Here is a 15,028-nt window from a genome sequence, read left to right on the forward strand (position 1 = left end):
TTTATTCCTGTATAATTTATTAAGTCAACCCGGCTTTATATGTTTCAAGTGCCCGTTTCCTGGCAAACGAATGTTCAATAATGGGTTCGATGTAGTTTTGATTATTTTTGAATTCCGGTAACCAACGAATAATATATTCATTATTCTTATCAAACTTTTTTGCTTGCTCTAATGGGTTAAAAACACGGAAATATGGAGCAGCATCACATCCAGTTCCAGCAGCCCATTGCCAATTCCCGTTATTGGAAGAAAGGTCATAATCCAACAATTTAGTTGCAAAATATGCCTCTCCCCAACGCCAGTCAACCAGTAAATGTTTTACAAGAAAACTTGCCGTAATCATCCTTACACGATTATGCATATATCCCGTTTCATTTAGCTGGCGCATTCCGGCATCAACTATTGGGTATCCAGTTTCTCCGTTACACCATTTTTGAAAATCCCTTTCATTGTTTAACCAGGCAATCTTATCATATTTTGTTTTAAAATTTCCTTTTACTACCCTTGGAAAATGAAAAAGAATTTGTTTAAAAAATTCGCGCCAGATTAATTCACTTAAAAATATTTCCGTTCCGGGTTTTAATTGTTCTATTATTTTCCTGATACTTATGGTTCCAAAGCGCAGGTGTGGACCTAAATTGCTTCCATCAGCAGCGGGGAAATCCCTGGTATGATGGTATTTTTCTAAATCAGATAAATCAAAATCTAAAACTTTTATTTGTGACCTGTAAAATCCTATATCCGATATTTCTGGAAAATCTCCCACAAAGTTATAGAAATTTTGAAACCGAATTCTCGGTAAAGGCAGTATACTTGGAATGTCAAAAGATCTTAACCATTTATTTTTATACGGTGTAAAAACTGTATACGGATTTCCATCATCCTTTGAAATTTCATTTTCCTCAAACAACACCTGATCTTTATATGTAAAAAAATCAATATTATTTGATTCCAACAATGTTTTGATTATTTCATCCCGGTCTCGCGCATATGGTTCATAATCCTTATTTGTGTAAACTCCTGCTACCTGGTATTCCGAAATTATTTTTTGCCAAACTTTATAAGGATCACCAAAAAATATTTTGAGACCACTTTTATGTGTTTTTAATTCATTATTCATCAAATGTAGTGTGTCATAAATAAAATTTACGCGTGGATCGGTTATTTCAAGTTTGTTGAGAATATTTTGATCAAAAATAAATATGGGAAGTACTTTGTATCCGTAAGAGAGCGCATGATATAATGCAATATTGTCCTCGAACCTTAAATCTCGCCTAAACCAAAAAATATTTATTCTCATTTTGTATACTCACCAAATATTTTAATCATTGATTGTGTTCTGTAATTAAATATTTTTTCAAGATCTCTTTGAATAAACAGTTTATTTGCTATTTTCCCAAGAATTGAAAATGGCGGCTCATAAGTTATCAAATCAGTCATCAATACACCTTTTTCAATTTCGACCAGCTTATGTTCGTGATGCCATATTTTATATGGTCCAACGCGCTGTTCATCCACAAAATATTCACCTTCTTTTACATGTGTGATTTCTGTAACCCAAGTCATCTTTAAACCTAAAAGTGGTTTAACTGTATAATGAATAATCATCCCGGGATAAATCTTTGCTGCCAAGTTTCTATATGTAATATTAAACTGCATATGTTCTGGGGTTATACGTTTAAGATTATATGGTGATGAAATAAAATCCCACACTTTATCTATAGAAGCCGATATTTTTTGTTCTTTATAAAACTGAAAAACTGCCATAAAACTAACTCGCTATTCTTTTTATCATGCCATTAAAAATTATATTGTGGAAAGGTACTAAAGCATACCAATACAGTCTTCCTAAAAGACCTTTTGGTTGAAAGGTAGCAGTTAAGAATAAAATTTTATTTTCAATTTTGAACTCCAGCCATGCTTCTCCCGGTAACTTCATTTCTGCAAACAGCAAAAGCGTTCCAGCAAAACGATCGGCATAAATTACCCGCCAAAAATCAATCGCATCACCAGGATTAATTCTGTTCATAGAAGTGCGGCTCCGCCTTAACCCAATTCCGCCAAACAGTTTATCTATTACACCCCGAAAGCCCCAAAGCCAATTAGCATAATACCACCCGGTGTCACCGCCAATTTGCCAGATTTTATTTAGCGTTCGATTATGATCTTTAATAGAAATAGTGCGCTTATCAACAAAACAGCCAAATGTTGGAACCTGGAAAAAATCAGAAAGATTACGGTTAAAATTTCCACTGACCAGTGAATCACGCCACCCTGAAACTATTTCCTTTTTTTCGTATGCCGAAAAGGTGCGTTTCAAACTTTCTTGATAACCAACGGGTGTAACTGAAGAAATTTTATTGATATCACTTTCTCTGCATACAATTTCTATTTTCATACTATTTACCAAAGCAACAGCAAGTTTAAATGACGTAGAAGTGATAAAAAACAACCAATATGAAGAAAGCTGTGGCGTCATTACCGGAACAGTAAATATCCACCTTTTAAGCTGCCTTATTTTTGCATATCCCAGCAGCATATCTTTATATGAAATTATATCAGGTCCACCAATATCAAAGTTTTTGTTAAAAGTGGCTTCATTAAAAAGAGTGTTAATAAGAATACTTATTACATCACGAATTCCGATTGGCTGGCTTTTCGTATTTAACCATTTTGGAGCTATCATAATTGGCAGTTTTTCTACCAGATCACGAATTATTTCAAACGATGCACTACCAGAGCCAATAATAATTCCTGCACGAAGAGTCGTTAAATGATAGTCTCCGAGCGCCAATTCCTCTTCAACAACTTTTCTGGATTTTAGATGCTTTGATAAAGTACTTTCATTTACAATACCAGATAGATAAACCACATGCCTAACATTTGTATTAGACAAAGCTTCTCTAAAATTTTTTGCTGATTTTTTCTCGAGCTCCTGGAAATTATTTCCCGACGACATTGAGTGAATCAGGTAATAAGCGCCATCAATGTTCTTTGGGATTTTTGATAAGGATGACCTGTTTAAGAAATCCGTTTCCAAAACTTCTATTTGATTTTTGAATTCTTGAGGGGTATTGAACCTACTTTTATCCCTAGCACAACAGATTACCTCGTGTCCATTTTCCAGTAACTTCATTAGAAGCCTTTTACCTATATATCCTGTTGTTCCGGTGATAAGTATTTTCATATTTCAGATAGTCTCACAAAACCCTAAAGAAAACTTGGTTCAATAAAAATAGATTTAAAATAGTTTATGTCAGTATTATTATTTAAAGAAAGCAGGCGTCAAAAACAACGCCTGCTTCTTTGGTTCCCCCTCTTAACACATGACACTACTTAACTAATGTCATGCGTCTTGTTTCAACAATATTTCCAGTTTGTAAACTATAAAAGTAAATGCCTGAACTTAAATTACTTGCATCAAAATTTATTGAGTAGCTTCCAGCAGATAAATTATCACTCAATAGTTCAGCTACTTCACGTCCGCTAATATCATATACTTTTAATGTTGTTTTTTGATTTGAAACCAGGTTGAAATTAATCGTAGTTGATGGATTAAAGGGATTTGGATAATTTTGTTTCAATTCAAATTTTGAAGGAATAGCTTCACCTATTGTTTCAATAGATGTAATAATACCAAACTCCACAACATCACCCGTTGGCAAGGCTGCAAAAATTCCAAAACCCGCACCATTCTGATCATTATCCGGCGATAGGAAACCGGATGCGAAAACAGCAGCAGCGCCACCGCTTAATCCGGACAGATCCGCATTAAATGTAGCAACAATTGTATTGTTATCTTCGCCGGGTGTTACATCTAAAATGTAACTGCCTGCAGGAACTGAAATATAATCAGTAATGTCACCATAAGCGGCGTTGTCTACCAAAGTTGCTACATCACGGGCAATAACATCAACGGTTGGTGCATCGCTGGAACCATGAACTACAAAAAAATCTACTTTGTCGCTTGTAGCAGCTTCGCGGGCCATTGCTTTGATAAACAATGTAAATGCAGTTGAACGCCCATCTGGATTGGCTTCAAAAGACGCTGGATCTAAAACACCATTGGCCATGGCAACATATGTTTCACCAGCTTTTAAGTTTAGAGCAAAATTCTTCAGAGTATCAGCAGCAGAAGTACTTGTACCTCCGGCAACACCAATATTTATTACCTGGTTAGCAGGTGCATCGATATAAGGTGTAGCTGTTCTGAAACCGAAATCGTCGAGCAAAATGCCACCATTCAAATAGACATCTACATTTGCCGCAGCTGGATCAGCAGCATTATGGATTACCTGAAGACGCGCGGTTGTCAAAGCTTCAAAGCCAACAACATCACCCGTTGGCAAGGCGGCAAAAATTCCAAAACCCGCACCATTCTGATCGTTATCAGGGCTCAAGAAACCAGATGCAAACACAGCAGCTGCACCGCCACTTAAACCTGAAAGATCGGCATTAAATGTGGCTACGATTGTATTGTTATCTTCGCCAGGGGTTACATCTAAAATATAACTGCCTGCAGGAACTGAAATATAATCTGTAATGTCACCATAAGCGGCGTTGTCTACCAAAGTCGCTACATCACGCGCAATAACATCAACGGTTGGTGCATCGCTGGAACCGTGAACTACAAAGAAATCTACTTTGTCGCTTGTAGCAGCTTCGCGGGCCATTGCTTTGATAAACAATGTAAAAGCTGTGGAACGCCCATCTGGATTCGCTTCAAAAGAAGCAGGGTCTAAAACACCATTGGCCATGGCAACGTATGTTTCATTTTCTGCTAATACTAATGGGAAGTTTTTTAAAGTGTCAGAAACACTTGTTGAAGTTCCGGGTGCGATTCCAATATTAATTGTAGTTCCAGCCGGTGCATCGATGTAGGGAGTGGCTGTTCTGAAAGCAAAATCATCAAGTAAAATACTACCGTTTAAATAAACATCGACCTTTTCAGCAGCAGGATCAGCTGCGTTGTGAATAACTTGAAGACGAGCTGTTTGCGAATATCCTAAACCAATTGTTAATAAAAAGATGTAAAATAATTTTGATAAGTTTTTCATTTCTCCTCCAAAGTAAAACCCGCCCAATTTTGCAGACGGGTTTTGTTATTTTAGTTTGTTAGTTATTTACAATTATTTGAGCACCAAGAGCCTGGTTATCTGTACCTGCCACAAATCCTTTTGCAAAAACTGTATAAATTTTTCCATTTTCTAATGCTATTCCAGGTAATTCAAGAGCAACTGTTGCCGTACCTTGCAACCGCACTTGCAAATCATATGTTGCTGCGGGCAAAGGTTTAAAGTCACTTGCCTGCTTAAATATGTAATTTCCAAAAACGATAGTACCATCAGTTGTAGTAATATCAACAGCTGGTGCATCTGGGGATAAGTGTATAAACCTTACATGCGCATTGCCAGAAGCAGGAGCGCTGAGGTCATCTACGACAACCAATGGGCTTAAATTCGCAACAGCGTCTATCGCAAAAACTGAATAATTCACATCTGAATCAAGATCCAGGTCAGCTTCAATTACGGTAGTCGTTGTGTTTGTAACATTTACCTTAATATTTCTGGTTCCTTCTGTTACTGGGAGATAACCAGTGTTATTAGGAAATTCCAGATTTGTGCCAGCTACGTTATTATCGACTAACAGATCAACGCCGGGTGCATCGGGAGACGCATGAGTAACAAGAACTCGCGCTTCACCAAGATTAGAATCCATACCGCTATCGTTGTCATCACTACAACTAAAAAATGCAAATGAAGCGGTAATAAATAAAATTAAAAAAGACTTAGAAAATAGTAACATGATAAAACTCCTTAGGTTAATGATTGTGTTTGTCTATCTTTTGTTTAAATAATCGGGAGCAATATATGTATTTTGTCTATCTTTTGTCAACTATATTTTTACTTTTTATGAATTCTTTTTCTGTAATATACTCCTAAAGCTTTATTTATTAACAACTTATTTAAATAATAAAAATATTGACAAATATTAGACAGAGCTATATATTGGACGCATGAAAACAAATAACTTATATCCGATAAAAGCAGTTTCTGTGAAAACAAGGCTGACAATACATGTAATTCGAGCCTGGGAAAAAAGGTATAATGCTGTTGTCCCAGTGCGAACCGAAACCAACCGGCGATTATATAGTGATCAAGATATTGAAAAGCTCTACTTGTTAAACAAAGCAACAAAAGAAGGTCACAACATTGGACATATTGCGTCTCTCAATACAGATGAACTAAAAGATCTCTTAGGAAACAATTATGATTCCGGGCTTATTCAAAGTGCAGAAAATCAAAAACGCAATGGAGAGAATGAATATTTAAAGACAAGCATTGAAGCGGTTAAAAATTTCGATGGGCTGGCTCTTGAGAAAATATTGCACGAGGCTTCACTTCAATTAAGCCAAGCTGATTTTTTGGATTTTTACATTCTTCCATTCATTGAGCAAATTGGCATTCTTTGGCACGGTGGTGATATTAGAATTATGCAAGAACATATGGCAACAGCTATACTTAAAACATTTTTGTCGAATATGCGATCCGGTTATCGCCCGAGAGAGGATTCACCTGCAATTATTGTAACCACACCATTAGGGCAAAACCATGAGTTGGGTGCCTTAATACTTTCCCTTGTTGCTGCTTCTGCAGGCTGGAATGTTACTTACCTGGGCCCAAATCTCCCGGCAGATGAAATAGCAACTGCTGTATTAGAAAAAGAAGCTAAAGCTATTGTATTGAGTATTGTATACCCTGCAGATGATCATTTATTAAAAAAAGATTTTGAAAAACTAAAAGATCTTATCCCGAAGGACGTAGAAATTATAGTAGGTGGGAGACTGGCCAATAATTATAAAAAGGAACTTGACTCTCTGAATGCCTCAATTATTAGTGATTTCAATATTTTCCGCAGGACTTTTTCTTCAGTTTTGTAAAAAGGAAAAATTTTTTTAAGAAGGTTTCCTTTTCATAAAGTAAATATTTTCTGCGGTATAAATAAAAAGTGCTGCCCAGATAAAGCTAAAACCAATTAATCTTTCCTGATTAAAATCTTCATTATAAAGAAATACACCAAGTAGAAATTGCATAGATGGTGCAATGTATTGAATCAATCCCAATGTACTGTAGGGAATTCTGCGGGCACCATAAGCAAAAACAACCAGAGGTACAATCGTTACAATCGCCGTTAAAGAAAGTAGAAAATGCATATCCCAGCCCAAAGATGGGATCATGAAATCCGTGTTAACTGCAAGGAAGCCTAAAAGCCCAAAAGCAGGAAGAAGTAAAACGGTCATTTCCCCGGTTAAACCACTTATTGCACCCAATGAGGCTGTTTTGCGGATAAAACCATAGCCTGCAAATGACACCGCCAAGACAAGCGCAATCCACGGAAACTGTCCGTAATTAATAGCCAAATACATAACGCCACCAAATGCCAAAATAATTGACAACCACTGCATGCGACGCATTCTTTCGCCTAATAAAATTACACCCATCAAAACATTTACAAGAGGATTAATAAAATATCCCAGACTGGCTTCGACGACATGGTTGTTATTCATTGCCCAAATAAAAATATACCAGTTTGTTGCCAGCAGAAATGCACTTAATATATAAGGTTTAATCTTAGAAAGGTTTGTTAGATCACTTTTAAAAGTATGAAAGTTCTTTGTAATCAATAAAATGATCAGCAAGAAAGGCAGCGAGAGCAAAACTCTCACAGCTAATATTTCCTCTGCAGGGATTGATGAAATTAGCTTCCAGTAAATTGGCGAAAGACCCCACCAAAAGTATGCAGAAAAAGCAGCAATATATCCTTTATTCAAGCTAATCCTTTTTTAATAACAATTCATAAATCAAAGTAAATGCCATAATAAAAATGGCGGCATATGTCAGGAATCCCGCTATTATTACTGCACACACAAAACCAGGATGGATAAATCGCATGGCCCACATACCGGAAAAAGTGATTAAAACAGAGAAAAACGGCTCAACTAATAATAAATATTTCCAGAATCCGGTAATAACAGAATTAAAATAAAAGACAAATCCCAGCGTAAAGAAAATAAAAGCAAACCCAAATAAATGATTGTGTGTATTGAGCAACATTTCCGAATATGATTTGGGGTATTTTTCCAGAATATCAAAGTCATCTGATGGTGAAGTTATACTACCACTATATCTTTCAGTAATTCCTGTTTTAGCAAATTGGGTTGTTTGGTATACAAATGCTAATCCTGTAAAGGTTGAAGCCAATAAGAGTAATATAAAAGCCGATAAGAAATGACGAAATGTACGATCGAGTTTATAAAGTTTAATCTGCATTGAAAAAATTGGTGAAATGATGGAAAATTGAAATTCATCAGGTCAATAGTTCAGAATTATCTTCTTTTAATTTACATTCTTTTGAATAAAAGGAAAGAGCATTACTATTTTTTGTATGCCTTTTGTAAGCGCATTTACCGAAATTGTTGCACCGCTGATTGCATCAACATCTTTTCCGGGGCTAAAATCGGAGTCTACACTTTTCCCGGTAAATTGCTTTAACCATTTTGGATTTGTAATCTGGCCTCCTATGGATTCACGATACTTAATAACCCGAACAGATTTAATTTTACCCGAATTATCGAGGATGGTCAAAAAGGTAATCGGCATGGCTTTACCGTAAACATTATCCAAAACGGCATACTTTGTGACAGAATCATTTTCCATCACTTTCCAAATATATAGCCAATCTTTAAAGAAGCGCTGGCGTACTTCTTTTTCTATTTTACTTTTTAAAATGGTTTTAAGTGAAATTTTTTGAAAACTTATTTTTGCATCCTCGGCCGACAAGCTATGAATTTTATTTTCAGTTAGCTCGCGTATCTCTCCTGCTGAAGATTGCAGGCAAAGGACAAATATTATAGTAATAATTTTTAAATAATTCATACTTAACTTTTTATGAGAAGCAGGGACACAATCGTCCCTGCATAAATAATTCATTCAGTTTAAAACATGTAACCGGCGCCAAAATTGAATAAGGCTGTTTCAAAATCTTTGGTACCATTTTTAAGTTCGTTTGTCTTCACACCATAATCTATTTTAAAAACAACCTGATCAATTGGTTTTACACTCAGCCCAAGCATCCACTTAGTATAGTGTGCTTTTTGCTCAGCATCTCCACCACCAATTACAGAAGCTGCTGTGTTGTAATCTGTGTATCTCACCCAGGGGATCAGTTTTCCATCCAAATCAAATATTGGGGCGATATTATATCCTAAATCAAAATAATAACCCATGGCACTTTCAACCATAAAGCCTACATCTTCACCATCATAGGCTATATTTCCATATTCAAAAACTGCAATAACATTATTAGCGTCATATTTTGCATGAACTTCAAAAAGGGTGGTTGAAATGGTAGAATCAACGCCAACAAAAGCATCGTTATAAGAAAAAGATGAACCAAGCCAAAGGCCTTCAATTCCTGTATAATCAACCCTGGCATTGTACAAAAGTTCTTGTGCATTTGATTTATAACCTTTCTGACGTCCGCTGCGAATTTTGCCATCAGCTAATATTTTTGCACCATTCAATCCTTCCATAACAGTGGCTTTGTAAGAAAAATCAGAAAACCGGCCATAAACAGCAGCGCCGTTTCCAAACCAGGTTGTTGGAATTATATTTTTCGAATATTCAGGCCGTTCAACACTTAAAAACAAAGGTGGCTCATGGTACTCATTTATAAACCCAACTGATGGTAAGATCACACCAACCTGAAATCCAAATGCATCACTGTGATGATAGTTAATATAGGCCTGTTCCAACTCTAACTCACCTTCACCATCTTTAACAAAATTGTGTTCCAATTCTATCTCCGATTTAAAAGACCATTTTTCTGTCCAAGAGTGTGAATAGAATAAAACAAAACGGTGAAAATCGAGTGTTTTCTTTGCGTCGTCGGCACCATCATCTTTAGACCAATTATAGTGCAGCTCGCCATATCCGCCTATGGTGGACTTTGGTTCAAAAAACTCGTCCTGGGCGCTTAATGTTGTAAAAGTAAAAGCTGAAAACATGATTAGAAGTAATAATTTCTGAAACATAAAATCTCCTGAAGTTTTATATAAAGAACTTTTGTTATATATGCTTAACATATAAGCTATAAATATAACATATTCATTTTGTTGTGTCAATCGTTTTTAAGACCTTATAACTTCTCTTGACAAAAAATTAAACTTTTATTTCCAATACAATTTTCAAAAATGGTAGAGTATTCCACAATTCATCAGTATTTTCGTGCTTTTTAATAAAAGCTACTTGCAATTTTTCTTAGAAAACATACGTTTTCCACTTTTCGTAAACCATAACAGGAGGTGAAATGAGTAAACTTACTTTTATTTTAGCTATTTTTACATCACTTATATTTTCTCAAACTAATGACGGCAAAATTTTTGATACAGGGTTTGCGATGGAGGAGATTAGTTCTAAAGCGCCTTCTGAGCTTAAACAAGCAACTTGGATGATCGGATCTTTTGATGTTAAATATACAATCCACACCAGCGATACATCCGAGATTGTGAGCACAGGGAAGTCTGTAATCACTTTAATGAATCGCGGGCATGGACTTATGGAACGTTATTATTCAAAGGATTTTAACAAGCAGGGAACCGAGCTGAATACAATCTCAATGCTGGTTTATAACCCTACCCAAAAAAAATGGTTACTGGGCAATGTGGACAGTTATAAGGAACAGTGCCGTGTTTATGATGGTGACTTAACTGATGATTCATTTATTTTGTATCACGCCAATCGCGATTTTGGCTGGATAAACCACCGCTATTATAAAATGTTAATTTCAAAAACAGATAATGGCTTAATATTGAGAGTTGATAATTCTGCAGATTATGGGAAGACCTGGGTAAAAGGGCTTACTAAGGAATATACTCGAACAGAAGAAAAACCTTCCTGGCCACAATCTAAAACACTAATTGGTGAAGCTGCTGAAGGTTTGCCCGATGAAGCACGCCAGTTTGATTTTCTTCTTGGCGAATTTGAAGGAAACCACACAATGCAAAGGCCAAACGGCCCCATTCGCTTTAAGGATAACTCGACAGCTGTCCATGTTATGAATGGCCATGCTATTATGGAGTTTAGCTGGTTTGACACCGATCCTAACCTGCCGGATGCCGCAACGACTATAATCAGGATTTATAACCGCGCAATGCGGCGATGGGAAAGCTTATTTTTTAATAACCGTGGCCATAGCCTTCTTTATTTTGGTGGCGTAAAGGAAGATGACAAAATAGTTTTGCACAGTTTTAATGCTCATTCCGGCACAGGTAGTTATTCATATTGGGTATTCTTTAACTGGCAGGATAATAGTTACCAATGGCGCTCTGAAGACACAAGAGACCGCGGCAAAACAGTCACCAACAATTGGGTTATCGACTTTGTAAGAAAGGCAAAGTAGCCTGGTTTAACTTATGCAAATAAACCAGACAATAAACAAATAACAGCTATTCCATATTATTTAATAACCAAAGAATCTGTTCTTAAAGGGTATGCCCCAAAATACCCTAATGCGCCACCGCTAATGTTGGAATTCGGATTTGCAAGTACTTCGGATGAGCCAAGACCTCTTGGATCACTGGCAATTGCATCACTTAAAGTTGAATAATACTCATAAACTGTTTTATCGATTGTCAATAAATCAAGTTGAATTTTATCATTTTGCTTTATCTCCTGGACGCGAAATCTGTCAAACTCAATACGATTTCCATCAGATAATCTGCCATTATACAAAAAGTATCCGCTTTCAAGTTCATTATTTTTAAATACTTTAATCCGGCAATAATCATCTATACCGGCATTATCCTTGAAGACACAAACCAGCTTATAATTGTTTTTGTCTCGAAAATTACCCTCTTCCTGAGTATAATAAAAAGAATCAATATTGATCGCATGCGGCATAAAAGAAGTGGCATTATACGATTCTCCGTCATGCAAAACTTGCAGTGTATAAGTCCTGCCCGGCGTTCCCTGTATTGCCTGGGTTTCATACAAACCATTTCCCAGCTTAGTAAGAACTTCTGTGTTTCCCAGGTTATCCGATATCTGTACTTCTGCGTTGGAAATAGTTGGTATACTGTCAGGATTATAATAATCGGTTGTTTGAGTAATTTTCACCTGGTATGGCCCTGGTTGATCTGTAACATTCCCTTCAATTACTATATTTGGATTTGAAGAATTCAGTTCAATTTCAATTATCTCTTCACATGCAAACATAAATAATAAAACAGGAACAAGACTAAACGATATTTTTAAAATTCGATTTTTCATTTTTTCGACTCACCATTTAAAGTTATAGGATATGGATGGGAAATAGGTAAAAAGATATAATTTTACTGCTTCAGTGACAGTGGGATCATCTTCATTTTCCCTGAAATAAATCGTATATGGATTCTTCTGGCCGTAGGCGTTGTAAATTGAAAAATTTAGACTCGATTCATAACGGCTGGTTTTTGCAAAATTATATGTAGCGCTTAAATCCAATCTGTGGTAATCAGGCATGCGGTAACTGTTCCGGTCTGTGTAATAGTTTACTGTCTGGCCATCAATAATATATTTACCACTTGGATATGTCACAGCTTGCCCGGTGTTATAAACCCAGTTCGCAGAAAAATTCCACTTCTCATTAAGCTTGTACATCGCAACAACTGAAACATCATGTGTCCTATCATATATTGTTGGATAAGGATCTCCATTATTGATATCGGCAAATTCACGCTCTGTTCGGGACCATGTATAACCCAACCAGCCAGTTAACTGACCAAAATTTCGTTTTATATATAATTCAGCCCCATAAGAATAACCATCGCCAAAAACCAGCTGGGATTCTACATATTGGTTTAGAAGAAGATCGGCCCCATTCTTATAATCAACCTGATTTTGTAAATCCTTGTAATATATCTCAAATGATGTCTCATATTTATTATTATCAAAATTACGGAAATAACCCAATGAGATCTGATCTGAAATCCCAGGTTTTACCAGGTTTGTGCTGGGGTGCCATACATCCATTGAAGGTCCACCGGATGAATTGGATATCAAATGAATGTATTGATGATTGCGTGAATAAGCCATCTTAACTGAGCTATTGCGGTCGATCAGCATATTGGCCGTAAACCTGGGTTCCAGGCCTCCGTAGGTTTTTATAACTTCCCCATCTGAATATTCGGTCTCAGATTCAACATCACCTTCTTCATCAAATCCAAAAACGGTACCCGGACCTAAAACTGAAAAGGCAGAGTATCTTAATCCATAATTAAAAGAGAGCCAGCTTGAAGCTTTCCATTCATGTCCAAAATAGACTGCGCTTTCAAGAGCATATTTTTTATCAATCGTAAAAGTGCTTAAAAGAGCATCTCCTGATGATGAAATGCGACCAGGTGTGAATGTGTGGTAATTCAAATCAAAACCGGAACTAAAATGGTGTTGTGGATTGAATGAATAATTGAAGTTTTGTTTAAGATTATAATCTTCAATACCTGAGGTGATATCTGTAAGATCCCCACCATTTTCCAAACTGACAACATAATCAAAATTACTGTAAATAAGCGACGTATTAGAAAAAATCTTATCATTGAAAATATGGTTCCAGCGCATGGTTGCTGTTGTATTGCCCCAATCCAATCCAAACCGGTTTTGAAAACCCAAAACATCCCGCCCCAAATAACCTGACAAATAAAGAAAATCCTTTGAACCCAATTGATAATTGACTTTCATATTCAGATCATAAAAATACAAAGACAAATCATCAAAGTTATCCGGGTCTACGGCTTTCATTACTAAATCGGCGTATGTGCGCCGGCCAGAGATAAAGTATGATCCATTTCCATTATCAATCGGGCCTTCAACTGCCAAACGAGATGAAATAGCACCGATACCACCAGAGGTACTAAAATTTTTCCGGTTTCCCTCTTTCATCTTAATATCAAAAACGGAAGAAAGGCGTCCGCCATATTCCGGATTTCCACCACCTTTAATTAGTTTAGCGCTGTTTATGGCATCAGAGTTAAAAACAGAGAAAAAGCCCATTAAATGCGCTGCATTATAAACCGGTGCCTCATCCAATAGGATCAAATTCTGATCCAGACCACCACCACGAACATGAAATCCGCTGCTGCCTTCGCTTCCCGCCGTTACACCAGGAAGAAGCTGAATACTTTTTAAAATATCCTGTTCTCCAAATATAACCGGTACACTTTTAAGTTCTACCGGGCTGACGGTTATTGTACTCATTTCTATAGATTTTACATTTTCATCTGTCCGCTCAGCAACCACAACTATTTCTTCTGTGGAAAAGGTTGCTGGTACAAGTTCAATACTTAGTGTCTGATTTGATGTGAGCTTTAATTTATGATCATAGGATTCATACCCAATATAGTTATAACGGATTGTATATTCTCCTGATTCGAGTGAAAGGGAATAAAATCCATACTGATTAGTACTTGTCCCCAAAGATGTTGTATCAGCAACGTAAACATTCACACCTATCAGCACCTCTCCTGTTTCAGAGTCTCTCAGGAAACCGCTTAAGGTTAAATTTTCCTGTGCGAAAATTGGTGAGAGAGATATTACAAATAAAAAAACCATTCGATATAGCATGTTAACTTTCAGTTTTGTGTAAGTTTTGTTTTCTATTTCTGACAAACGAACTTATTATTTATTGCATTCTTTTTTGTACTGTTAAATAGTAGCTGTTAATGTGATGTGTGATAGGAAAATAATCTAGATCGGAGAGTTTTCAGGCCCCTGTTAAAACCGTAGGTAATATATGATGGATAGTCAATTGCCAGCTACTAACCACAAAGGTTGGCATTTATTATTCGAAGAAAAGTAAGACGTTCAGAAAGTTTAAGTGGCTTTAATAGCCCCCATAGAATTTGTTCTTAGCACTTTTTTATTCTTAACCGGGTTTTGGGCATTTGCCAGCGTGCTTAAAAATAAGAATGATGTAATCACAAAGAGCATTATTT

Annotated in this window: 13 protein-coding genes; 2 read left to right on the forward strand and 11 right to left on the reverse strand. The window is 36.4% G+C overall.

Annotated elements, in window-relative coordinates:
• Positions 1-19: 19 nt before the first annotated feature.
• The 5 genes from HND50_12090 to HND50_12110 form a co-directional block, all read right to left on the reverse strand.
• Positions 20-1,300, reverse strand: coding sequence for a deoxyribodipyrimidine photo-lyase (locus tag HND50_12090; GenBank protein NOG45971.1), 1,281 nt, complete (start codon positions 1,298-1,300; stop codon positions 20-22).
• Positions 1,297-1,767 carry an SRPBCC family protein gene (locus tag HND50_12095; protein NOG45972.1) on the reverse strand — a complete coding sequence of 157 codons (471 nt, stop codon included), beginning with the start codon at positions 1,765-1,767 and terminating at the stop codon, positions 1,297-1,299. Before HND50_12095 ends, HND50_12090 begins: the two co-directional genes overlap by 4 nt.
• Before the next feature lie 4 nt (positions 1,768-1,771).
• Positions 1,772-3,187 (reverse strand): SDR family oxidoreductase, encoded by a 1,416-nt coding sequence (locus HND50_12100; GenBank protein NOG45973.1) that lies wholly within the window; start codon positions 3,185-3,187, stop codon positions 1,772-1,774.
• 145 nt (positions 3,188-3,332) lie between these two features.
• Positions 3,333-5,057 (reverse strand): DUF4397 domain-containing protein, encoded by a 1,725-nt coding sequence (locus HND50_12105; GenBank protein ID NOG45974.1) that lies wholly within the window; start codon positions 5,055-5,057, stop codon positions 3,333-3,335.
• 58 nt (positions 5,058-5,115) lie between these two features.
• A complete protein-coding gene (locus tag HND50_12110; protein NOG45975.1) occupies positions 5,116-5,805 on the reverse strand; it encodes a DUF4397 domain-containing protein in 690 nt (229 codons plus the stop codon).
• A 211-nt stretch (positions 5,806-6,016) separates the two neighbouring features.
• Between HND50_12110 and HND50_12115 the strand changes: the two genes are divergently transcribed.
• On the forward strand, positions 6,017-6,940 hold the full coding sequence (locus HND50_12115; protein ID NOG45976.1) for a MerR family transcriptional regulator: 924 nt from the start codon (positions 6,017-6,019) through the stop codon (positions 6,938-6,940).
• A 15-nt stretch (positions 6,941-6,955) separates the two neighbouring features.
• On the opposite strand, the gene rarD is transcribed toward HND50_12115, so the two are convergent.
• The 4 genes from rarD to HND50_12135 form a co-directional block, all read right to left on the reverse strand.
• A complete protein-coding gene (rarD, locus tag HND50_12120; GenBank protein NOG45977.1) occupies positions 6,956-7,831 on the reverse strand; it encodes an EamA family transporter RarD in 876 nt (291 codons plus the stop codon).
• 1 nt (position 7,832) lies between these two features.
• Positions 7,833-8,330 (reverse strand): hypothetical protein, encoded by a 498-nt coding sequence (locus HND50_12125; protein ID NOG45978.1) that lies wholly within the window; start codon positions 8,328-8,330, stop codon positions 7,833-7,835.
• Positions 8,331-8,396: 66 nt separating this feature from the next.
• Entirely contained in the window at positions 8,397-8,936 is a 540-nt protein-coding gene (locus HND50_12130) for an FMN-binding protein (GenBank protein ID NOG45979.1), read from the reverse strand.
• Positions 8,937-8,995: 59 nt separating this feature from the next.
• On the reverse strand, positions 8,996-10,093 hold the full coding sequence (locus HND50_12135) for a hypothetical protein (GenBank protein ID NOG45980.1): 1,098 nt from the start codon (positions 10,091-10,093) through the stop codon (positions 8,996-8,998).
• A gap of 275 nt (positions 10,094-10,368) precedes the next feature.
• Between HND50_12135 and HND50_12140 the strand changes: the two genes are divergently transcribed.
• Positions 10,369-11,460 (forward strand): hypothetical protein, encoded by a 1,092-nt coding sequence (locus HND50_12140; protein ID NOG45981.1) that lies wholly within the window; start codon positions 10,369-10,371, stop codon positions 11,458-11,460.
• Positions 11,461-11,516: 56 nt separating this feature from the next.
• Here the strand turns inward: HND50_12140 and HND50_12145 are convergent, their stop codons facing one another.
• Both HND50_12145 and HND50_12150 read right to left on the reverse strand, forming a co-directional pair.
• Entirely contained in the window at positions 11,517-12,329 is an 813-nt protein-coding gene (locus HND50_12145; GenBank protein NOG45982.1) for a DUF4249 domain-containing protein, read from the reverse strand.
• A gap of 9 nt (positions 12,330-12,338) precedes the next feature.
• Entirely contained in the window at positions 12,339-14,657 is a 2,319-nt protein-coding gene (locus HND50_12150; GenBank protein NOG45983.1) for a TonB-dependent receptor, read from the reverse strand.
• Between the last annotated feature and the right edge of the window lie 371 nt (positions 14,658-15,028).

It is taken from the genome of Calditrichota bacterium (genome assembly GCA_013112635.1).
GTDB lineage: Bacteria > Calditrichota > Calditrichia > Calditrichales > J004 > JABFGF01.